We start from the raw sequence: 22,853 nt of genomic DNA, 5'->3' as shown, positions 1-22,853 counted from the left end.
TATATGTGATATTTGAATGTTGTTGGAGGTGTAAAATGGCTACAGTCCAAGAGAAGATTGAAGATTTAAAAGCAAGGCAGGAAAAAATCAAATTAGGCGGCGGTCAAAAGCGGATCGATAAGCAACATGCTACTGGCAAGTTAACTGCTCGTGAGCGTGTAGAAAAACTATTAGATCCTAATACGTTTGTTGAATTGGATCAGTTTGTTACTCATCGCTGTGTAAATTTTGATATGGCTTCCGTAAATGCTCCTGCTGAAGGCGTTGTTACTGGCTATGGAACAATTGAAGGACGTTTAGTGTATGTATTTGCTCAAGATTTTACTGTAGTAGGTGGATCGTTAGGTGAAATGCATGCTGCTAAAATTGTTAAAGTACAACAGTTAGCCTTGAAAATGGGGGCTCCTATCATTGGTATTAATGATTCAGGCGGAGCACGTATCCAAGAAGCAGTAGATGCACTCGCCGGCTATGGTAAAATATTCTATAATAATACACTGGCTTCAGGGGTAATTCCTCAGATTTCAGTTATTATGGGACCATGCGCTGGTGGTGCAGTGTATTCTCCAGCTCTGACTGATTTCATTTATATGGTTAAGAACACCAGTCAAATGTTTATTACTGGTCCGCAAGTAATTAAGTCTGTTACGGCGGAAGAAGTTACAGCTGAAGCGTTGGGTGGGGCTATGACTCACAATACAACCTCCGGGGTAGCTCATTTTGTTGCGGAAAATGATGAGGATTGCTTAGAGCAAATCCGTTGTTTGATGAGCTTCTTGCCTGGTAATAACCTAGAAGGATCTCCAGTCGTCTTAAATACAGATGATGTAAATCGTATGGAAGAGTCTTTAAATACGCTGTTACCTGATAATCCAAATCAACCTTATAACATGAAAGATATTATTTCTGCCATTGTTGATAATGGTGATTTCTATGAAGTACAGCCATATTTTGCAAGAAATATTCTTACTTGCTTTGCTCGTTTCGATGGTCAAACAGTAGGCATTATTGCTAACCAGCCGTCAGTAATGGCAGGTTGCTTAGATGTGGATGCATCTGATAAGTCTGCTCGCTTTATTCGTTTTTGTGACGCCTTTAATATTCCTTTGGTCAACTTAGTTGACGTTCCAGGATTCTTACCAGGTGTTAGTCAAGAATATGGTGGAATTATTCGTCATGGTGCCAAAATGCTGTATGCTTATTCAGAAGCAACAGTGCCAAAAGTGACAGTAATTACTCGTAAAGCTTATGGTGGTTCTTACTTAGCAATGTGTTCACAAGATTTGGGTGCGGATCAGGTCATGGCTTGGCCAACATCTGAGATTGCTGTTATGGGACCTGCCGGTGCAGCAAACATAATATTCCGTGGCGATCCAGACGTTAAAGCCAAGACTGAACAATATATAGCAGAATTTGCCACTCCATATAAAGCGGCAGAACGTGGTTTCGTTGATCAGGTTATTGAACCAAAAGAAACTAGGCCTCGTATCATCACTGCTTTAAGTATGCTGGCTAGCAAGCGCGAACAACGGCCACAAAAGAAACATGGCAACATTCCTCTATAAAGGAAGGTGTGGAATAGTATGAAGATAGATGCAAAAGGTGTTTCCCCAGAAGTAGTAGCAGTTATTACTGCGGCTATTTATGAAATGTTGGGCACAGGTTTTCAGGCTGTAAAAATTATACGTAGTAGTAATGAATGGTCTATTGCTGGTCGCAAAAACGCATAAAACAAGCATATTATAAATATTTGGAGGTTAGTAAAATGAAGAAATTTAATATTACTGTGAATGGTACTGCATATCAGGTTGAAGTAGAAGAAGTAAAAGAAGCAAAAGCAGTGGCTGCTCCTGCAGCAAAACCTGCTGCTGCTCCGGCTGCTCCTAAAGCAGCAGCTCCAGTTGCCGCTGCTGCACCTGCTGCTGCTGAAGTTGGCGCTGGTGAAACTGGTGTTCCTTCCCCAATGCCTGGCAAAATTGTAAAAGTACTTGCTAAAGCAGGACAAGCAGTGAAAAAAGGCGATGTTTTGTTGATTCTTGAAGCAATGAAAATGCAAAATGAGATTACTGCTCCTGTTGATGGCACTGTAAAATCCATTAATGTAGCAGCTGATCAAAGTGTAAAACCTAACGAAGTTTTGGCTGTTATTAAGTAAATAAAAATTATTTAATATAAATTAAATAATTTTAAGGGCTGTCTCAAGGGATTTCTAAAATCCTTGAGACAGCCCTTTATTTTCAATATAAAACATAAAGTGATTTAGGTAGTTGATCTCATCAAAGATGTGTATGTATATTGTACGAATTTACAAAATAAAATTAAATTATTAGAATTATCAAACAATAACTGTAATATTAGAATAACAAATAGCGGCAAATAACGTGAAAAAAGTAACTGCTGTAGGATATAGAATATTGTTTCTGAATGATTGACAGAGGCTAATTAATTGGTGTAGAGTAAACCTATGTGATTTATATTCCAACAGGCAGTAATGTAGAAAGGAGCTCTTTATGGATAAGCAGCAAGAAGGAATTGTTCTTGAAGTGGTTGGCAATCATTTGGCAAAAGTAAAGACAAGTCGCCATAATGACTGTGAAAACTGTGGAGCTTGTCCCGGAAATTCGGCATTGGTACTTGAGGCGAGAAATGATATAGGAGCCAAGATTGGTCAGCGTGTAGCTATCGAAGTCAGAGAAGTGAATATGTTAAAAGCTGCTTTTATTGTGTATATTTTACCACTAATCTTAGTCTTTATTGGTGCGGTTATAGGTGGAATCTTTGCCGAGCATTTAAGCTATCGGCCATTATGGTTTCAGATTATTGGTGGTACGTTTGCTTTCATTTTATCAGTTGTATATATTAAATTTTTCGATTCTGCTGCCAGATCCGATAGTAAGATGCAACCGATGATTGTACGAATTTTATCTAATGACTAAAGCTTTTAAGGCCTTTATCTGTTGTAGGTCAGAGCTAAGTTAAAGGATAAGAGGGACGAGGTTTAATGAAGGAAGACCTTCATTTGAATTAAGCCTTCCTTTAGCAGGCTGAGGAAAATAAATGACATTAGTTAGTTTAAGAGGGGTGAAATTATGGCAAAAAGCTTTCGTGGGGGTGTACATCCCGACGACCGTAAAAGGTATACCGCAAGTAAACCGATTGAAATTGCGCCTATACCTGAGAAAGTCATTATTCCTGTGAGACAACACATTGGTGCACCATGTTCACCAATAGTAAAAGTTGGGGATTTAATTAAAAAAGGGCAAGTGATAGCTGAAGCTCAGGCTTTCGTTTCAAGCCCGATACATGCCTCTACTTCAGGTAAGGTAGTAGAGCTTGCTGAGTATCCCCATCCAGTATTTGGTACCTGTATGTCCGTTGTCATTGAAAGTGATGGGCAAGATGAATGGGTAGAAGGTTTGCCCCTGCAACGTGATTGGAAAACCTTAGAGGCAGCAGAAATTAAGGAAATTATTCGTCAAACAGGTATGGTTGGTATGGGGGGAGCAACGTTTCCTACACATGTAAAAATGGCTCCACCTGCAGAAAAACCGATTCATACTTTTATATTAAATGCAGCAGAATGCGAACCGTTTCTTACTGCAGATCATCGAGTGATGTTAGAACAGTCAGAAAGAATCGTGACTGGTATGCAAATTGCAATGAAAGTATTGGGCGTAAGTAAAGGATATATAGGCATAGAAGAAAATAAGCCTGATGCAATTGCTGTAATGAATAAAGCCTGTACTGGAATTGCCGGAATTGAAGTAGTACCCCTTCAGACGAAATATCCCCAGGGGGCAGAAAAAACATTGATTGGCGTAATTTGCGGTACGGATGTACCTTCTGGTGGATTGCCCATGGATGTTGGTGTAGTGGTTCAAAATGTTGGTACTGTGGTAGCCATTGCAGATGCTGTAGAAAAAGGAATCCCATTGATTGAACGGGTAACAACTGTTACTGGTGGTGCGATTGCGCAACCTAAAAACTTATTACTACGAATTGGTACTACATTTGCCCAAGCTGTAGCATTGTGTGGTGGATTTACCGAAGTACCAGTTAAAGTGATTATGGGTGGACCTATGATGGGAATGGCACAACGTACTCTTGATGTGCCCATTATAAAAGGGACATCAGGTATTCTGGCACTAAGTGAAGCTGATGTTAATATTGGTCCAGAGCGTCCATGTATCCGTTGCGGGCGTTGTGTAGAGGCCTGTCCAATGGGATTGGTGCCTAGCATGCTGAGTATATTAGCCGAACGCAATGCATATTCAGTAGCTAAGGAAGAATATGATTTATTGGATTGTGTGGAGTGCGGCTCTTGTGTATATGTATGTCCTGCAAAACGTAACATCGTTCATTATATTAAATTGTCCAAAGCGCAAAATGCAGCAATGGCGGCGAAGAAATAAGGAGGTGGCTGTATGAGCATAGAAGCAAAAACAAAAATAGAAATAGATAATTTAATGGTTTCGGCATCACCCCACATCCGGTGTGATGAATCAATTTCAAAGATTATGTGGAGCGTTAACGCAGCGCTAGCGCCTGCAGCACTTTTCTCAATCTTTAATTTCGGAATGCCTGCATTTGTTAATCTAGTTATTTGCATTGTTGCCGCAGTAGTAACCGAATACTTAATTTTAAAATGGCAAAATAAGCCTATGGTTATAGGAGATGGCAGTGCCTTTTTAACAGGTTTGCTGCTTGCAATGAATATTCCTGCAACATTGCCGTGGTATATGCCGCTGGCGGGGTCCATTTTTGCTATTGCTGTTGCAAAACACACTATGGGTGGTTTAGGATTTAACATTTTTAATCCTGCTCTTATTGGGCGTGCATTTATTCTTGCATCCTGGCCGATTGCTATGACTACTTGGCCAATATCACGAGATATGGTTGGTAAAGTGGATGGGCTAACATCAGCCACTCCCTTAGGGATTCTAAAACTGCAAGGGTACGAAAAACTTGTAGCGAGTTTCGGTGATCAAGCTACCATGTACAAGTCTTTGTTTTTAGGTGAGCGCGCTGGTAGTATGGGAGAAACTTCAGCAATTCTTCTCCTTTTAGGTGGAATTTATCTAATCTATAAAGGTTATATCAAATGGCAGGTGCCTGTAGTCATGATTGGTACTGTAGGAGCTTTGACTGCTGCATTTGGTGGAGATCCACTTCTTCATATGATGTCTGGAGGTCTTATCTTGGGTGCTTTCTACATGGCGACAGACATGGTAACCATTCCAATTACTACTAAGGGTCAAATTATTTTTGCTATAGGAGCCGGTGCTCTTACTGTCCTAATCCGTTTGCAGGGCGGTTATCCTGAAGGCGTATGTTATGCAATATTATTGATGAACTGCGTCACGCCCCTGATTGACCGTTTAGTAAGACCTGTAAAATATGGTGCAAGGAGGTAAGGCATATGGCACATGATGCACATGAACAAAATGATAGCGTTTTTAAAGTAGGTATCAATCTTACACTTGCCTGTTTGCTTTCAAGCGCAGTAATTGCAGGCACTTATGCCGTAACGGCACCAATTGCTGCTAAGACAAGGATCCAGCTTGATAATCAGGCACGTAAGGCACTCGTTGCTGATGCCCAGGATTTTAAAGCCATTGAAGGTAAAACAGGCTGGTATGCAGCACTAAAAGATGGTAAAGTAATTGCATATGTTGTACCAGCTGAAAGTAAAGGTTATGCTGGCGCTATAAAAATGTTGGCTGCTGTATCTGTTGATGGCAAAATTATCGATTATGCGATTCTAAGTCATAAGGAAACCCCAGGTCTTGGGGATAAAGCTGAAAAGCCAGCCTTTCGTAAGCAATTTGCTGGCAAAGCAGCTGAAAATTTAGAAGTAGTAAAAGTTCCTAGTGATAAAAATATTCAGGCGTTAACTGGAGCAACGATTACTTCTCGTGCTGTGACCAAAGGAATTAAGGAAGCTGTGGAAGAAGTATCTGCTTTTACAGCCGACAAAAAGAAGTGAGGTGCTGAATATGAAGAATTTATGGGACATCTTTTATAAAGGGTTATTTGATCAGAACCCCATATTCCGCCTTGCCTTAAGTTTGTGTCCGGCATTGGCGGTTACTTCCAATGTCTATAATGCATTGGCCATGGGGTTGTCAGTTATGTTTGTTATCACTGCGAATAACGTAGTCGTATCCATTTTTCGTAAATGGGTTAATCCTAAAGTGCGGGTTCCTGTATACATTACGTCCATTGCCACGATTGTTACAGTGCTTATTTTAACATTACAAGCTTACCTTCCAGATATATATAAGGAACTCTATCTTTATTTAAATCTTATTGTTGTGTTTGCGATTATTTTAGCTAGGGCAGAAGTATTTGCAGCTAAGAATCCTGTTTTTCTATCATTTTTGGATGGCCTGGGAATGGGTGCAGGTTTTGCTGGTGCCATGGTATTCATTGCCATCGTCCGTGAACTATTTGGTAATGGTACACTAATGGGCATTCAAGTTTTCGGGGCGTCTTATGACCCCGCGCTCATTATGATTTTGCCACCAGGTGGATTTATTATCATAGGGCTCATGATTGCTAGCTTTAATTTGATTGGTCAACACCAAGATAAATTAAAGGCGGCTAAGCAAGGGAGTGATGCATAATGGAGGAATATTTAAAATTATTTGTAGCTTCGGCAATTACCAATAATATGGTGTTGACTCAGTTTTTAGGCTTATGTATCTTTTTCGGTGTATCGAAGAATCTCAACGCCTCAATTGGTATGGGGATGGCAGTTACGTCAGTTATGACAATAAGTACTTTGCTTGCCTGGGCAGTATATAATTATGTTCTTCACCCCCTTGGGTTGGAAGTACTCATGTTAATAACATTTGTGGTACTGATTGCCGGGCTTGTACAATTACTAGAAATGGTTATTAAAAAGCATGCCCCAGCTTTATATAATATGTGGGGAATCTATCTTGTGTTGATTGCGACTAACTGTGTTGTAATTGCCGTGCCGATTACTAATGCTGAGTCTCATAATGGTTTTATGACAAGTTTCGTACTTGCAATTGGCTCTGGAGTCGGATTTGCTTTGGCTCTAATCTTAATGGCTAGCCTGCGTGAAAAACTACAATATGCAGATGTACCAAAATCCTTGGAAGGACTGGGTATCTCTTTCATTTTGGCAGGAATGTTGGCATTGTCATTCTTTGGTTTTTCGGGAATGATCACACTATAATGATAGAAGGTGATGAAAAATGAGTACACCAATATTGATATTGATCGTATTGACATCTCTGGGGGTATTTTTTGGTTTTCTATTGGCTTATTCTAACAAAAAGTTTTCCATCGAGGTTAATCCGCTCATCCATATCGTAGAGGATGTTTTGCCGAAAGGGCAGTGTGGTGCCTGTGGTTTTGCTGGTTGTATGGCTTATGCTGAGGCAGTTGTACTCAATCCTGATGTAGCACCGAATTTGTGTTCACCAGGCAAAGATGCAGTAGCAAAGCTTGTTGCTGAGCTTACCGGTAAAGCTGCCGCTCCCATGGAACCACAAATTGCTCAAGTGCAATGTGCAGGTACTCATGATAAGGCTAAAAGATCCTATGCATATACGGGTGTAGAAGATTGCGTTGCTGCCAACTTGCTTTTTGGCGGACCAAAATCTTGTAAATATGGCTGTTTAGGATTAGGCACCTGTGTTAAAAGTTGCCCTTTTGATGCCATGAGTATGAGTCCAGAAGGCTTACCTATTATTGACCCCGAGAAGTGTACTTCCTGCGGTAAATGCGTTAGCGTATGTCCTAAACAAGTTATTTCTCTTATGCCTGTTGGGGCAAGAGTTCGTGTAAATTGCAACTCAAAAGATAAAGGTGCTGTAGCAAAAAAAGCCTGTAGTGTTGCTTGTATTGGCTGTTCCCTTTGTATGCGTCAGTGTCCATATGAAGCGATAAAGATGGTGAATAATTTGGCTATTGTAGATGCTAAGATTTGCGAAGAAAAATGTTCAGATGCTGTATGCTTAAGTAAATGCCCGACAAAGGCGATTCGTCCTTTTGTAACAGGGATTGTGCCTGGTACAGAAAATGAAGCAAGTACGGCTCTTGCTTGTGCATCTTGCGCAAAATAGAAAAAATTACTAATTAACCGCAGAAGAAAAAATCTTCTGCGGTTTTTTATATGTATCTCATTTGCATGTTAAGGGTTTTTGCGGTAAAATAATCTAGACTAACCGACAAGGCGGTAAAGTAGATAACAAAGGCTGATAAATTATGAATCATACGAGACGCATGGTGCTAATGGCTTTATTTGTGGCTATAGCCAGTGTGCTGCACATTGTAGAATCTTGGATTCCTTTGCCACTTCCCATACCTGGAATTAAATTAGGACTAGCAAATATTGTATCTCTAATTACGATTGCAACTTTTGGTTGGCGTGATGCCATATATGTGGTAGTTATACGAGTTTTTTTAGCATCGTTATTTGGAGGAATTCTTATTGGCCCAGCTTTTGCGATGAGTATGAGTGGTGCTATTGCTAGTACGTTATTGATGGCCTATGCTTATACTGCTTGGCACTCCACTTTTTCTTTTATCGGAATTAGTATCATTGGTGCCGTTATACATGGTGTAGCACAAATGATAATGGCGGCTTTAGTGGTATCTAGCCTTACTTTATTATGGTATTTACCTTATTTAGTATTATTGGCAGTGCCAACAGGCTGGGCGACAGGGATGACTGTGGCTTACTTTTTGGCAAAGGTACCAAGATCTATGCCAAAACCATTACAATAAGTAAATAACTACTATAGCATATGTATTTAGACTGTCTTATAATAGATGCAGGGGGGAATAATATTGCGAGGCGCTAAAAGTAATGGATATGGTATGTTTATACTATTTTTGCTTACTGGTGCAGTTTTTGGCGGTATTTTGGGAGAAGTTATTTCTCATTCTGATATAGCAGCTGGCTTTGCTCCCTATTTAGTAAAAACATTTCTTGTCTTAGATGTGCCGCCTGTTACGATTAATTTGTATGTCATAAGATTTATGGCTGGCTTTGCTTTACAGCCTAACTTAATTAGTATTTTAGGTATGGTAGTAGCTTTTTTGCTGTATCGTCGTCTTTGATTTATATCTATGGGAGGTTTTGCTAATGACGATTATTTTGGCATCAGCATCGCCCCGCCGTCGTGATCTGTTAACCCAGGTTGGTTGTGATTTTGTAGTAATGACTAGTGGGGTTGTCGAGGATAATGCGCAAGCTGTGCCCCCTCATGAGTTAGCGGTCTTACAAGCGAAAGAGAAGGCTTTGGATGTATTTTCGAAAGTACAGGCTCATGATGTGGTGATTGGGGCTGATACCATCGTAGTACTGGATGGACAAGTCTATGGTAAGCCTGTGGATAAAAATGATGCAAGACGTATGTTAACTTCCCTAGCAGGTAAAGAGCATCAAGTAATTACAGGAATTGCTGTTGTAACGGCAAAGGAAATTTGGAATGATTTTGTTGTTACCAATGTGAAGATTGGGGATATTAAGGCTGAGGAAATTGAAGCATATCTCACAACAGGTGAGCCTATGGATAAAGCAGGTGCATACGCGATTCAAGGTATGGGTGCGCTTTTTGTGGAGAGCATCAATGGATGTTATGCTAATGTTGTAGGTCTGCCATTAAATAAATTATCTGAATTACTTAAAAAGGCTGGTGTCAAGTTATTATGAATGACAATAAGCCGCTTATGATAAAAGAATTGCCTCAAGAGGAAAGACCAAGGGAGAAAATGCTGAAGAAAGGTGTTCAGGCTTTAAGCAATGCAGATTTGTTGGCTATACTGCTTAGGACTGGTACAAAAAATGATTCTGTTTTGCGCGTAGCGGAAAGGCTGTTAAAAAAGTATGAAGAGATAGGTATAACTGCTCTTTCTGGTCTTGGTCCTCAAGAAATAAGTAAAATCAAAGGGATTGGTCCAGTAAAAGCAGTGACACTTGTTGCTGCCATTGAGCTCGGCAAACGCTTAAATGGAGCGGCAGCAGAACAAAGAGCAATCATTCGTTCTCCTCAGGATGCTGTTGATTTATTGATGGCCAGACTACGCTATGAAGCACGAGAGCATTTTATTGTAATTCTCTTGTCCACCAAAAATCATGTGATAGCGACTCCTACTATTTCCATTGGCAGTTTAAATGCATCGATTGTGCATCCCCGTGAATTATTTCGCGAGGTTATTAATCATTCAGCGGCTTCTGTTATTTTGGCACATAATCATCCCAGTGGAGATCCTACTCCTAGCTCGGAAGATGTTAGCCTAACTCGAAAATTAGTTGATGCAGGGAAAATTTTAGAAATTCCTGTCCTTGATCATATAATTATAGGCGATAACAAGTATGTTAGTCTTAAAGAAAAGGGAATAATAGAATGAATTTGTTAAGTAGCAAGATCAATATGTACTTGCTTATTGAAAGGGGCTATATAGTATGAAGAGTTTTTTTGGATCATTTTCCCGAGATATGGGTATAGATCTTGGCACTGCCAATACGTTAGTGCATGTAAAAGGTAAAGGAATTGTACTGAGCGAACCATCAGTGGTAGCGATTCAGCGAGATACTGGGGAGGTATTGGCAGTTGGAGAAGAAGCGAAACAAATGATCGGTCGTACTCCTGGTAATATAGTGGCGATTCGACCACTAAAAGATGGTGTAATTGCAGATTTTGATGTGACTCAGGCTATGTTAAAATATTTTATTCGCAAATCCATCGATTCGAAATCCTTTATTCGCCCTCGTGTAATTGTGGGCGTGCCTTCGGGAGTAACGGAAGTAGAAAAACGTGCGGTAATTGATGCAACGATTCAAGCGGGGGCGAGAGAAGCCTATTTAATTGAAGAACCTATGGCTGCAGCTATTGGAGCTGGTTTACCTGTTCATGAACCCACGGGCAATATGGTGGTTGATATTGGTGGCGGCACCACAGAAGTAGCTGTTATTTCTCTCGGCGGAATTGTTACCAGCCGTTCCATTCGCGTGGGTGGCGATGAGATGGATGAAGCGATTATACAATATATTAAGCGTACTTATAATTTGATGATTGGTGAGCGTACGGCTGAGGAAGTAAAGGTAACGATTGGGGCGGCAATTATTCCTCCTAGTGATCAAACGATGGAAATTAGAGGACGAGACTTAGTAAGTGGTTTACCTAAAACACTTACTATTAAAGCCAGCGAAGTGCAACAAGCTTTGAGTGAGCCTGTAATGAGCATTGTCGAAGCTGTTAAAGTTACGCTGGAGAAAACACCACCAGAGTTGGCTTCTGATATTATGGATCGAGGTATTGTAATGACGGGCGGTGGTTCCTTATTAAAAGGTCTTGATCGGCTTTTAAGTAGAGAAACAGGTATGCCAGTGCATATTTCTGAAGATGCTCTCTTATGTGTATGTATGGGTACTGGGCGAGCCCTGGAAAGTATAGATTTATTAAAACGTGTGCTAATGTCTCCCAAAAAGTTGGGATAGTGGGATAGAGAGGAGATTACACCAGTGCGCTTGTTTCACAGAAAAATGGCCATTTTATTAGTGGCTGTGTTACTCGTCCTTTGGCTGGCTAGCTCTCTCGCCCAGGGTAAATATAAGTTTGCCTTTATGGAGAAAACAATTACTGTTGTGTTGGCGCCTGTTCAATCTGTTGTTAGCAATGTTGGATTTACCTTTCGTAATATTGGCTTATCCACCGGAGAATTGATGACGGCCTATCGTGATAACAAAGCGCTGCGGATAGAAAATGAAAATCTTCGTCAAAGTAATTTAAATGTGACTGAAATTATGGCAGAGAATGCACGCCTTCGAGGCATGTTAGAGTATAAAAAAGGGGCACCACAGTTTGATTTAGTGACAGCAGCAGTAGTGGGGCGTGATCCTGGAAGCTGGACAAGTACGATTATTATTAATCGTGGAACTGCTGATGGTATTGCTAAAGACATGCCTGTAGTTACTCCTCAGGGACTTGTCGGCAGCGTTGTGAGTGTATATGCGAATGTGGCTAAAGTGAATCTGATTCTTGACCCTCGAAGTGCAGTAGGGGCGTTGGTGCAACGTCCAGAGTCGAGAGTAGCAGCTATCGTAGAAGGACATAGCGCTACACCGTTAGCGCCAAGAATGGTAAATATTGCTCGGGATGCTGATGTGATAAAAGGAGATAAGCTTATTACATCAGGATTTGGCGGTATTTATCCTAAAGGGATATTAATTGGTGAAGTAGTAGACTTGGTTAATGAAGAAGGTGGTTTGTTAAAATATGCTGTCTTGAATCCTGCAGTAGATTTTGATAGACTAGAAGAAGTCTCTATTATTTTACGTTCACGTGAGCCGATTCCTACCTTGCCTCTGACAAATCCAACTGTATCTCCTGATGCTTCGGGAAAAACACCAGTGCCTGCTCAGGGAGTAAGACAATGAATGTATTAATATGGGGTAGCGTACTTCTAATAACGATTATCATACAGTCTACGCTAATACCTCTTATTTCAATTCGAGGTATTTATCCTGATGTACTGCTGATAATTGTGGTATCCTATGCCCTGCTGTCTGGTAAAGAGAATGGAGTCGGTATGGGCTTTTTTGCAGGATTATTACAAGATTTAGCATCTGGTGGTATTTTTGGAATTGGTACTTTGTCAAAATTAACAACTGGCTATCTCTTTGGATTGGCAGAACGCAAAGTATTTAAGGAACATGTGCTGTTGCCAATATTAGCTACGATTGTTGCAACCATATTCAATGGTTTGGTTGGGATGCTGCTATTATTGATCTTTGGCTACAAGGTTGATCTGATTGCTGCACTAACGCAGAATATAATGCCTCTTATGGGCTATAATTTAATTGTGGCAGTTCCCATACATCATGCTGTATATCGTTTGATTAAATTTACTGCAGAATAAAGCAAAAAATATAAGGTCTATGGCTTTCGTCTGTATCTAAAGGACTTGGCACTAGCCAAGTCCTGTTTTAAGTTTAAAAAAATGGGGGGAGAAAGGAAGATGTCATCATGTTGGTGAAACGATCAAATTACAGGCTGGATGTACTGGCAATTATTATTCTTTTAGTATTTGTAGCTTTGGTTAGTCGTTTAGGATATTTGCAAGTCGTCCAGGGAAAATATTATGGAGAAAAAGCAGATGGTAATCGCATCAGACTTGCTCCTATAATGGCTCCTCGCGGCATGTTTTATGATCGAAATGGCATTCCCCTTGTCTCGAATCGCCCTGGTTTTGCAGTATCATTACTGCCGATTTCCGGGCCCGTTCCTGATGATATTATTGTTAAAGTAGCCAGTATCTTAAATATAACTCCTGATGAAATCAAAAAGAAGTTGAGTCAACATAGTGGCAGATTTGAGCCGATTCGCATTAAATCAGATATTGGTCCAGATATTGTAACAAAGATTGAGGAACGTCGTGCAGAATTGCCAGGGGTAGTAATTGAAATTCAGCCGATTCGCAATTATATTAATAACGAGTTAGCTGCTCACTTATTTGGCTATGTCAGTGAAATTAATGATGTAGAATTGGAAAAGGCACAAGAAAAATCCAATGAGTATAAGAGCGGCGATATTATTGGTAAATTTGGTTTAGAAAAAGTATACGATCGTGAATTGCGTGGAATAGATGGAGGGAATCAGGTTGAGGTGGATGTAACCGGCCGTCCTGTTAATGTATTAGGACGAAAGGAAACTGTGCCAGGGAAGAACCTAACATTAACCATTGATTATAAAATACAAAAAGCAGCTGAAGTAGCAATTGACGAACAACTTACATATTTGCAGACAAAGAGTGAGTTTCGGAATGCAAAAGCAGCAGCGGCTATTGCGATGAATCCAAAAACAGGAGAAATTCTGGCGATGGTAAGTAGGCCCACTTTTAACCCTAATTTATTTTCAGGTGGGATTTCTAGCAAGGATTGGAAAGCGTTAAATGAAAATCCCAATAATCCGATGAATAACAAAGCCATTTCAGGAGAATATCCACCCGGATCTACTTTTAAACTGGTTACAGGTGCCGCAGCCTTGGAACTTGGTAAGGTAACTCCTGAAGAAAAAATCCTAGATACAGGGAAACACTGGATTATTGCCAAAGGAAATGCTGAAGGAGAAGCCTTAGGATGGATTAATTTTAAGGAAGCTCTGACTAAGTCTGATAATGTTTATTTTTATGAAATGGGTAATCGCTTAGGAATTGATAATTTAGAAAAATATGCACGTATGTTTGGTTTAGGAGTCACAACAGGCATTAATTTGCAAGGGGAATCAGAAGGTCTGGTTGCAAATCAGCGTTATAAAGAGAAAGTATATGGTGAGGAATGGTATCTATCAGAAACCTTTGATGCGGCTATTGGTCAAGGTTTTCAACTAACAACTCCCTTGCAGGTTGCTGTCTTAATGAGTGAAATTGCTAATGGTGGTTATCGGTATCGTCCTTATTTAGTCAGTAAGATTAGTTCCAATAAGGGAGAGGTTATCAAGACCTTTGCTCCTGAGGAAGTGGGAAGAATACAATTATCGGATAGAACCCTCACCCTTATTCGAGAGTCACTTCGAGATGTTGCACTTGAAGGCGGTACAGCTGCTCAAGCATTTCGTGATTTCCCCATAGCCATTGCTGGTAAAACGGGTACAGCAGAAAATTCTCATGGCAGTGATCATGGCTGGTTTATCGCTTATGGCCCTTACGAGGATCCTCGAATCGTAGTTGTAGTGATTGTAGAACAAGGGGGATTTGGTGCAGGATCTGCTGCGCCAATTGCCAGAAAGATTATGGAGGCTGCCTTTAATCTGAATCAAGATCCTGCAGCAGCACAGCAGACCCATAAACCTCAGACTGCACTATAAGAAAAGAAGGCTATTTCGTTACCGTTTAAGAAATCGTAACGAAATAGCCCTCTTTTCTTAATAGCCTAGAAAGTATAAGTTTCTTTAAAGAGAACTTTAAACGCAGAGGACACAAAGATGCACAAAGGGCACACCAGACATGTTTATTCTACAACTTTGTGTTCTTTGTGTCCGCGTAAGCGGCTTTGTGTCTTTGTGTTTCGAAACGGCTATGTATTAAAAGGACGCAAATTACTTTTCCTATGATAGTCGTTTGGTCCCGTATTTTGGATTTAAAAATTAACTTCTTAAATTTGGCAGGATTATTGACGAAAAGCGCGAATTCTAAGTGGCAGATATATGTAACCTGTAAGAAGACTTGGGAGATGGACATGCGAGAATATGTAATATTTAAGGGCAGCAGAAATGGCTTACAATTAGTACTTGATGCATCTGTAGAATTTGAAGTACTTTTAGAAAATTTAGCAGCTAAACTAGAATCGGCAGTTGATTTTTTCTCTCGAGGGACGATGGTGGAAGTGCCAGCCAAGGTACGTAATCTTTCTTTTCAGGAGCAGGAAGAATTAAGTAAGCTGCTGGCTGGTTATGGATTGGTCTTTCGTGAAGTCAATGACCAGTGTGCAGATGATATTGCGATGTTTGAGCCTAAAGAGATAGAACGGCTAGTTGTTGCAAAAACCATACGCAGCGGTCAAGAAATTATTCATCAGGGTGCCGTGGTTATTGATGGTGACGTGAATCCTGGTGCAGAGGTAATAGCCGGCGGAGATATTATTGTAAACGGGACATGTCGCGGTATGGTACATGCAGGGGCTTATGGAGATATAAGGGCTACTATTACAGCCCAGCGTTTATTAGCTTCGCAAATTAGAATTGCTGGACTAATTGCCAGAGCACCGGATCATTTGGACCAGCCTGATCAAGCTGAGGTAGCACTTATCGAAGACGGGATTGTCATTATAAAAACAGTTAGTATGCAAGAAGATGAGATGCAAAAATTACAAGCATAAGTAAAGCAGACTAAAGTCTTTGGCATTGGTCTGTATATAGGAGGATCTATATGGGGGAAGTTATTGTAATAACATCGGGCAAAGGCGGCGTTGGAAAAACTACCACTTCAGCCAATCTGGGGACTGGTTTTGCATTGCAGGGAAAGAAAGTAGTGTTAGTTGATGCAGATATTGGATTACGTAATTTAGATGTAGTGATGGGACTTGAAAATCGAATTGTATATGATTTAGTGGATGTTACAGACGGAAATTGTCGGCTAAAGCAAGCATTGATTCGGGATAAACGTTATGAATCCCTCTATCTTTTACCTGCGGCTCAAACTCGTGATAAAAATGCAGTAACTCCAGAACAAATGAAACAACTATGTGATGAATTAAAACAAGATTTTGATTTTGTGATTATTGACTGTCCTGCAGGTATTGAGCAGGGATTCAAGAACGCAATAGCTGGGGCTGATCGGGCAATTATTGTGACTACGCCTGAGGTATCAGCGGTGCGTGATGCTGATCGTATCATTGGCTTATTAGAGTCAGAGGGGAAACATAACCCTAAACTGATTGTGAATCGTATTCGTCCTCACATGGTTAAAAAAGGTGATATGATGAGTATCGATGATATTATTGAGATCTTAGCCATTGATTTATTAGGCATTATACCAGAGGATGATTATATTGTCGTTTCAACCAATCGAGGAGAGCCAGCAGTTGTCAATCCTATTTCCAAGGCAAGTACAGCGTATAAGAATATTGTTCGGCGTTTAATGGGTGAAAATATACCATTAATGATTATTGAAGATAATACTAGCTTTTTTAATAAATTAAAGAAAATATTCAATCTTTAAGGGAGGAATAAAAATGCTTGAATTGATTCAAAAACTTTTTGGCAAAGATTCTAATTCTTCGAAAGATATTGCCAAAGAAAGACTACGATTGGTATTGGTTCATGATAGGGTTAATGTTTCTCCCCAATTGATGGAAACATTAAAAGATGATATGTTTAAAGCCATATCGAATTATATGGATATCAATGAAAAGTGCATGGAAGTGAATCTTACTCATACCGAATCATCCGTCACTCTTGTTGCTAATATTCCTGTGACCAGTATGAAAAGAGGCGCTATGTCAAAGCGATAAGCAGGTAGGGAGCAGCTTATACTTATGAATGAGAGCGGTTTCATCATCGTATAAAAATTACCATCAGGCGCAGTATACTATACTGCGCCTTTTAAGTGGACGAAATTGGGAAATGATATTATAATAAAGAAATGACTTGATATGGAAGGTATGTGTAAGGTATGTTAAATCGGCGTCTATTACGAAATTTAGATTTTGTTACAATTACCACAACGGTGATACTGATTTTGATAAGTTTAGTAATAATTGGCAGCGCTACTCATATCAATACACCCGGTGAAGAACGATATTGGTATGTTGAGCGTCAGGGAACGTTTGCCTTGTTTAATGTGATTTTCATAATTATTCTATTGAATTTTGACTATAAAGTACTGGGTAAATTCGCCAATGGGTTGTATGGTATCAATTTAGTCATGTTATTGGCTGTTATGTTTATAGGTCAATCAGCTCTTGGCGCGCAGCGATGGATACAAATAGGTCCTATTAGCTTGCAGCCTTCAGAGTTCTCCAAATTAATTATGATCATTGCATTAGCGGATATGCTGGACAAAAAAACAGGGAAACTCAATTCATTTAAAGATCTGATACCCATTTTTTTATACGTGGGTGTACCTTTCTTGTTAATTTTAAAGCAGCCTGATCTTGGGACTTCTCTTGTGTTTTTAGCTATTTTATTTGGTATGCTCTTTATTGCAGGGATTAAAAGTAAACATTTGATGGTGATTTTTGGCGCTGGTGCTGCTTTCCTACCTATATTTTGGCATTTCTTAAAGGATTATCAAAAAATGCGATTGTCTGTATTTATGGACCCCAATGTTGATCCATTGGGATCTGGTTATCATATTATACAGTCTAAGATTGCCATTGGGTCAGGAATGCTATTTGGTAAGGGACTCTTTGGCGGCACCCAAAGCCAGTTGAACTTTTTACCAGAAAATCATACAGATTTTATTTTTGCTGTGATTGGTGAGGAACTTGGCTTTATTGGAGCGGTTTTGATTTTATTGCTGTATTTCATTCTTTTATATCGGGGTGTAAAAATTGCTGGTGAAGCAAAAGATAATTTTGGGACTTTACTAGCGACAGGCATTACCTCTATGTTGACTTTCCATGTATTAGTGAATGTAGGGATGACTGCTGGTATTATGCCAGTAACCGGTATCCCCTTGCCCTTAATGAGTTATGGCGTTAGTGCTCTTACTACGAATATGATTAGCATTGGTATATTACTAAATATCTATATGCGTAGACAAAAGATTATGTTTTAAAAATATGCAATGCTTTAACCATAGATTGTTAGTCTGTCAAAGATTTATATTAAGTCTCAACATGCATAGAAGATGCAAGAGGATGCGCCGCTAGGTGTATCCTCTTTGAAATTCTAAGCATATATTGCATTCCTTTTCTCATATATATTCTATAGTAATAGGTGCTGGTGTGGGGGTGCTATATGGCAAAGCTATGGAATAAGTTAAGAAAGAACCGCTGGGGCGAAACAAGGGAAACGGATTATTCCTGGCAGTATCCAGAGGAAGAGGTGAACTATAATTGGCTTAAAAAAACAATTATAGCAGGCATTTTATTTGCAATTGTATATTGTGCTCATATATCGGAAACGGCGATAGGGAGAATGATGGATGATGGGATTCGTTATACCTTGACGGCGCAAACAGATGTTAATTATGTAGTGGAAAAAATCATTAGTATGGCTCCGGAAAATTTAGATCTCTCAGTACTTAAAAGAGTTCAGACTACAATATCCAAACCTGCAGATCCTTTATTGTATATGCATGCGCCTGTTACAGGGAAAATTATAGTGCCATTTGGCTGGGGCATTCATCCTGTGTTAAAACAAGAAAGAATGCATGAAGGAATTGATATGGAAGCTGCTTTAGGAACGAGTGTGCAAGCAGCTGCTCCTGGTAAGGTAAAAATGATTACGGATAGTGCCCAGTTGGGAAAGGTAGTAATCATCGAACATAGTCAGGAGATTGAAACTTTATATGGTCACTTAGGAGAAGTTCTTGTACAGCAAGGGGATGCGATTAGCCAGGGACAGATTATTGCTAAAGTAGGTAAAAGCGGCATGGCAACTGGACCTTTGCTTTATTTTGAGGTGCGGGAAAACGGTAAGGCCATTGATCCTACTACTCGGCTAAAGGGAGAGTTTCCTAAGGGAGAGGAGAAGTGAGTTGATTGCGGGTTGCTAATGTAGCAGGGATAGACTTGATCGTGAGTTATTGGTTTATCGCAATGATCTTATTCTTCTCTTTAGCTGGTATGATGGTGAAAGTACTTCTCGTGTTTAGTGCAGTGCTCTGGCATGAATTAGCTCACGCAGGGGCTGCCATAGCCTTAGGATTTTCAGTGCGTGAAGTTGAGTTGCTGCCCTTTGGTGGTGTGGCACGAATCGAAGGGTTGGGGGCCGCCAGTTCAAAAAGTGAGATGATAATAGCCGCCGCCGGACCAGCAGCAAGTGTGGTTTTGGCGGCTATTGTTTATAGTAGTATGTTTTATTTTAATTTGTGGACTGAAATATGGGATTTTTTTTACAAAGCGAATATCATGCTGGCAATCTTTAATATGATGCCAGGTTTACCTCTTGATGGTGGGCGTATTTTTAGAGCATGGCTGGCTTTATATATAGATTATGGAAAGGCTACTGCTATTGCTGCTGGTATCAGTAAATGTGTAAGTATTTCGTTGGTATGTATTGTGATTTTTCAATATGTGCAAGGCAGCACAGTAAATATCTCTTTTTTAGTAGCAGCTATTTTTTTATACACAACCGCAAAGAGTGAATTAAAGGTGGCTGGATTTCGCACTTTGCGCATCATGGCTCAAAAGAAAACCTTACTGCGTTCAAGGGGAATGATGCCAACAACGCATCTTACCGTTATGGAAGGTGTATTGCTTAAGGATATTGTTCGTTTATTTCGTCCTGATCAGTATTATGTGATGCTGGTGGTAAATGATGATTGCAGAGTCTGCGGCACCTTAACGGAGACCGAGGTATGGGAAGGGTTGCCAAAGAATGGTCTACATGCTAGTATTGGTGAGCTGATAGATTCATGAAGCATCTGTAATGAATAAAGCCATCCATAAGATTATTCGTGAATATAGCATTTTTGGCAGGAATTTTTCTTATTATGTAGAACGTAAGGTAGGATATCTGACTAAACTTTGGATATTTTTGGGCAGTATATATATAATCGAGTAAAATAAACAATATACGTTACTCGATTTTTATACAATAATTTTTGAAGCAAAATTTGGAGGTTAGTATTACTTATGATAACTTTAGATCCTGCCATGTTAAATCGGGTCATAAAACCTGCCCGATACACTGGAAATGAATGGAACAGTATAAAGAAAGACCATGATACGGTCTCTGTAACAGTGGCTTTATCCTTACCGGATGTATATGAAGTCGGCATGTCAAATTTGGGATTAAAAATTTTGTATCAAATACTAAATAACAGGGAGGATACTGCTGCAGAGCGGGTATATGCACCTTGGGTTGATATGGAAGCTGAGATGCGGGAGCGTAATATCCCTCTCTATACCTTAGAAAGTTTAAAACCAGTTAGGGAATTTGATATAGTTGGCTTTTCCCTGCAATATGAAATGAGTTATAGCAATGTACTAAATATGTTGGATTTAGCAGGGATTCCTTTGTTTACAGCAGAGCGGGATGAACACATGCCGATTATTATCGGGGGCGGACCTTGTACATTTAATGCAGAACCTGTTGCTGACTTCTTTGACTGTCTTGTTTTAGGAGAAGGCGAAGAAGTAATGGAAGACATTATTGCGGCAGTCTCATCCTGGAAAAAAGCAGGAAAAATAAATGGTAGATCAGGAATTTTAAAAAGCCTAGCTCAGATTGGTGGAGTTTATGTACCTTCGCTTTATGATGTAACGTATCATGAAAATGGTATGGTAGCCGAAGTGCTGCCTAATTGTCTTGAGGCCCCTTTGGTTGTGACCAAGCGTGTGGTAAAAGATCTAAATACGGTAGAATACGCTACAAGACCCATTGTGCCTTTTTTGGATATTGTCCATGATCGCATTATGCTGGAATTGTTTCGCGGCTGTACCAGAGGGTGCCGTTTTTGCCAAGCGGGAGTGCTGTATCGTCCAGTACGAGAACGTCGTCCAGAATTGCTCTTGAAAATGGCTAAAGAAATGGTAGAAAGCACAGGATATAATGAAATATCTCTCACTTCCCTCAGTTCAGCAGATTATTCTCATTTGCCTGATCTTGTTGATTCTTTGATGGGAGAACTAAAAGAGCAGGGCGTGAGTGTGTCTTTGCCATCCCTTAGAATTGATAGTTTTTCCATCGATCTTGCACAAAAAGTGCAGCAGGTGCGAAAAAGTGGCCTGACATTTGCTCCCGAAGCAGGTTCTCAGCGTATGCGGGATGTGATTAATAAAGGGGTAACGCAAAAAAACCTAGAGGATGCTGTAAGTGCCGCTTTTCAAGCGGGATGGTCCACGGTAAAATTATATTTTATGATGGGATTACCGACGGAAACAGATGAGGATGTGCTGGGAATTGCAGATCTGGCTTACAAAGTACTTGATCTATATAAAGAAATAAAAGGACGCAGAGGAGCAAAAGTAACGGTTAGCGTGTCTTGTTTTGTTCCTAAACCTCATACTCCTTTTCAATGGTTTGGTCAAGATCTTGCCAGTGAATTTGAACGCAAGCAGCAATTATTAAAAGCGCGCCTTCGGGATCGAAGTATTACCTTTAATTGGCACGATGCTCGTACCAGTTTCTTAGAAGGAGCCTTTGCCCGTGGGGATAGAAGACTAGGACAAGTATTGCTGAAAGCCTGGCAAAATGGTGCCAGGTTTGACGGATGGTCAGAGTACTTTAAATATGATGTATGGATGGATGCTTTTAAGACTTGTGAAATCGATCCCTATTTTTATGCAACCCGTCATCGGGATTTCGATGAAGTGATGCCATGGGATCATTTGTCTTCGGGAGCGTCAAAAGAATTTTTGCAGCGTGAATATGAGCAGGCTGTAACAGAAGAATTAACAGTTGATTGTAGAAGAGAACACTGTAGTGCCTGTGGTGTATGTCCAGGACTCGGTGTTGAGGTATTAGATTGGGGGAGTCGGGCATAATGGCAAAACTACGTTTAGAGATTACAAAAGGGGAAGAAATACGCTATATTTCTCATCTGGATTATGCCAGTGCTATGGAAAGAGCGATTATACGAGCCAAATTGCCCGTAGCCTATTCGGAAGGGTTTAACCCTCATATGAAAATATCCTTTGCTTCTGCTTTAGCTGTAGGGGTAACAAGTCAAGCTGAATATATTGATATTGAATGCAAGGCAGAGATTGATGTAAATCAGGCAGTAGAGCATCTCAAAGCTACATTACCTATGGGAATTCGCATAAAAGGTGCTGCCTATATGCAAGGAAATGTTCCTGCATTAATGGCCATTGTCAACCTAGCTACTTATGAAATAACAGTACCGTTGTTAGCAGAAGATATTGGGATTATCGAGGATAGTATCCGATGGTTCAATGAAGCTGAAGCTGTTTTATATATGAGAGAATCTCCTAAAGGGAAAAAAGAAATTGAAATAAAGCAATATATGGTGAAACCCATTACCCTAACAGCCTTGGAAAAGGCCGTACGTCTTATATTGGAGATCCGAATTACCCCGACGGGCAGCATTAAGCCAGGAGAAGTCTTAGGAGCCTTGGTGGCTATGTTTGATTTACCTGTGGACATTGATAATCTATTGATTCACCGTACTGGACTTTATATTAGTAATGTAAATCGGCAGGTGTCACCTGTAGAGCTGTAAGAAAGAAGAATCAGTAATCT

Annotated in this window: 26 protein-coding genes; all 26 read left to right on the top strand. The window is 40.1% G+C overall.

Features of this window, described 5'->3' with window-relative positions; translation table 11 throughout:
* Positions 1-35: 35 nt before the first annotated feature.
* The 26 genes from mmdA to LMF89_RS15220 all read left to right on the top strand — a co-directional run bounded on the left by mmdA (position 36) and on the right by LMF89_RS15220 (position 22,833).
* Positions 36-1,565 carry a methylmalonyl-CoA decarboxylase subunit alpha gene (mmdA, locus tag LMF89_RS15345; protein ID WP_229535858.1) on the top strand — a complete coding sequence of 510 codons (1,530 nt, stop codon included), beginning with the start codon at positions 36-38 and terminating at the stop codon, positions 1,563-1,565.
* A gap of 18 nt (positions 1,566-1,583) precedes the next feature.
* Positions 1,584-1,730 (top strand): hypothetical protein, encoded by a 147-nt coding sequence (locus LMF89_RS15340; protein WP_229535857.1) that lies wholly within the window; start codon positions 1,584-1,586, stop codon positions 1,728-1,730.
* Positions 1,731-1,765: 35 nt separating this feature from the next.
* Positions 1,766-2,155 (top strand): biotin/lipoyl-containing protein, encoded by a 390-nt coding sequence (locus LMF89_RS15335; RefSeq protein ID WP_007959482.1) that lies wholly within the window; start codon positions 1,766-1,768, stop codon positions 2,153-2,155.
* Between the two features lie 355 nt (positions 2,156-2,510).
* A complete protein-coding gene (locus LMF89_RS15330) occupies positions 2,511-2,936 on the top strand; it encodes a SoxR reducing system RseC family protein (RefSeq protein WP_229535856.1) in 426 nt (141 codons plus the stop codon).
* A gap of 153 nt (positions 2,937-3,089) precedes the next feature.
* Positions 3,090-4,412, top strand: coding sequence for an electron transport complex subunit RsxC (gene rsxC, locus LMF89_RS15325; protein WP_229535855.1), 1,323 nt, complete (start codon positions 3,090-3,092; stop codon positions 4,410-4,412).
* 12 nt (positions 4,413-4,424) lie between these two features.
* The gene (locus LMF89_RS15320) at positions 4,425-5,414 is read left to right on the top strand and encodes an RnfABCDGE type electron transport complex subunit D (protein WP_229535854.1); all 990 of its coding nucleotides are present in this window, start codon (positions 4,425-4,427) and stop codon (positions 5,412-5,414) included.
* Between the two features lie 5 nt (positions 5,415-5,419).
* Positions 5,420-5,986 (top strand): RnfABCDGE type electron transport complex subunit G, encoded by a 567-nt coding sequence (locus tag LMF89_RS15315; protein WP_007959478.1) that lies wholly within the window; start codon positions 5,420-5,422, stop codon positions 5,984-5,986.
* Between the two features lie 10 nt (positions 5,987-5,996).
* Positions 5,997-6,626, top strand: a complete 630-nt coding sequence (gene rsxE, locus LMF89_RS15310; RefSeq protein WP_229535853.1) for an electron transport complex subunit RsxE — start codon at positions 5,997-5,999, stop codon at positions 6,624-6,626.
* Positions 6,626-7,207, top strand: a complete 582-nt coding sequence (locus LMF89_RS15305) for an electron transport complex protein RnfA (RefSeq protein WP_007936191.1) — start codon at positions 6,626-6,628, stop codon at positions 7,205-7,207. The genes rsxE and LMF89_RS15305 overlap by 1 nt, the downstream gene beginning before the upstream one ends.
* Positions 7,208-7,226: 19 nt before the next feature.
* The gene (gene rnfB, locus LMF89_RS15300; protein ID WP_229535852.1) at positions 7,227-8,099 is read left to right on the top strand and encodes an RnfABCDGE type electron transport complex subunit B; all 873 of its coding nucleotides are present in this window, start codon (positions 7,227-7,229) and stop codon (positions 8,097-8,099) included.
* A 142-nt stretch (positions 8,100-8,241) separates the two neighbouring features.
* The gene (locus LMF89_RS15295) at positions 8,242-8,763 is read left to right on the top strand and encodes a Gx transporter family protein (protein WP_229535851.1); all 522 of its coding nucleotides are present in this window, start codon (positions 8,242-8,244) and stop codon (positions 8,761-8,763) included.
* 63 nt (positions 8,764-8,826) lie between these two features.
* Entirely contained in the window at positions 8,827-9,099 is a 273-nt protein-coding gene (locus LMF89_RS15290) for a DUF4321 domain-containing protein (protein WP_007936196.1), read from the top strand.
* A gap of 25 nt (positions 9,100-9,124) precedes the next feature.
* Entirely contained in the window at positions 9,125-9,694 is a 570-nt protein-coding gene (locus LMF89_RS15285) for a Maf family protein (RefSeq protein ID WP_229535850.1), read from the top strand.
* The gene (gene radC / locus LMF89_RS15280; RefSeq protein ID WP_229535849.1) at positions 9,691-10,392 is read left to right on the top strand and encodes a RadC family protein; all 702 of its coding nucleotides are present in this window, start codon (positions 9,691-9,693) and stop codon (positions 10,390-10,392) included. Before LMF89_RS15285 ends, radC begins: the two co-directional genes overlap by 4 nt.
* Before the next feature lie 55 nt (positions 10,393-10,447).
* The gene (locus LMF89_RS15275; RefSeq protein ID WP_007936201.1) at positions 10,448-11,482 is read left to right on the top strand and encodes a rod shape-determining protein; all 1,035 of its coding nucleotides are present in this window, start codon (positions 10,448-10,450) and stop codon (positions 11,480-11,482) included.
* A gap of 24 nt (positions 11,483-11,506) precedes the next feature.
* Entirely contained in the window at positions 11,507-12,421 is a 915-nt protein-coding gene (gene mreC / locus LMF89_RS15270; RefSeq protein WP_229535848.1) for a rod shape-determining protein MreC, read from the top strand.
* Complete coding sequence (gene mreD, locus LMF89_RS15265) at positions 12,418-12,903, top strand: rod shape-determining protein MreD (protein ID WP_007959450.1); 486 nt, start codon at positions 12,418-12,420, stop codon at positions 12,901-12,903. Before mreC ends, mreD begins: the two co-directional genes overlap by 4 nt.
* A gap of 107 nt (positions 12,904-13,010) precedes the next feature.
* On the top strand, positions 13,011-14,849 hold the full coding sequence (mrdA, locus tag LMF89_RS15260; protein ID WP_007959448.1) for a penicillin-binding protein 2: 1,839 nt from the start codon (positions 13,011-13,013) through the stop codon (positions 14,847-14,849).
* 371 nt (positions 14,850-15,220) lie between these two features.
* On the top strand, positions 15,221-15,859 hold the full coding sequence (locus LMF89_RS15255) for a septum site-determining protein MinC (RefSeq protein ID WP_036681714.1): 639 nt from the start codon (positions 15,221-15,223) through the stop codon (positions 15,857-15,859).
* 50 nt (positions 15,860-15,909) lie between these two features.
* Positions 15,910-16,701 carry a septum site-determining protein MinD gene (gene minD / locus LMF89_RS15250; protein WP_229535847.1) on the top strand — a complete coding sequence of 264 codons (792 nt, stop codon included), beginning with the start codon at positions 15,910-15,912 and terminating at the stop codon, positions 16,699-16,701.
* 13 nt (positions 16,702-16,714) lie between these two features.
* A complete protein-coding gene (gene minE / locus LMF89_RS15245; protein ID WP_007936208.1) occupies positions 16,715-16,993 on the top strand; it encodes a cell division topological specificity factor MinE in 279 nt (92 codons plus the stop codon).
* Between the two features lie 161 nt (positions 16,994-17,154).
* Positions 17,155-18,261, top strand: a complete 1,107-nt coding sequence (gene rodA / locus LMF89_RS15240; protein ID WP_007959441.1) for a rod shape-determining protein RodA — start codon at positions 17,155-17,157, stop codon at positions 18,259-18,261.
* Between the two features lie 182 nt (positions 18,262-18,443).
* Positions 18,444-19,184, top strand: coding sequence for a M23 family metallopeptidase (locus LMF89_RS15235; RefSeq protein WP_229535846.1), 741 nt, complete (start codon positions 18,444-18,446; stop codon positions 19,182-19,184).
* Between the two features lie 5 nt (positions 19,185-19,189).
* Positions 19,190-20,068, top strand: a complete 879-nt coding sequence (locus LMF89_RS15230) for a M50 family metallopeptidase (RefSeq protein WP_229535845.1) — start codon at positions 19,190-19,192, stop codon at positions 20,066-20,068.
* Between the two features lie 216 nt (positions 20,069-20,284).
* Positions 20,285-22,138, top strand: a complete 1,854-nt coding sequence (locus tag LMF89_RS15225) for a TIGR03960 family B12-binding radical SAM protein (RefSeq protein ID WP_229535844.1) — start codon at positions 20,285-20,287, stop codon at positions 22,136-22,138.
* Positions 22,138-22,833, top strand: a complete 696-nt coding sequence (locus LMF89_RS15220; RefSeq protein WP_229535843.1) for a TIGR03936 family radical SAM-associated protein — start codon at positions 22,138-22,140, stop codon at positions 22,831-22,833. Before LMF89_RS15225 ends, LMF89_RS15220 begins: the two co-directional genes overlap by 1 nt.
* Positions 22,834-22,853: the final 20 nt, after the last annotated feature.

This window comes from Pelosinus baikalensis (genome assembly GCF_020819555.1).
GTDB classification, from domain to species: domain Bacteria; phylum Bacillota; class Negativicutes; order DSM-13327; family DSM-13327; genus Pelosinus; species Pelosinus baikalensis.
This window is presented reverse-complemented; position numbering and strand designations above follow the sequence as displayed.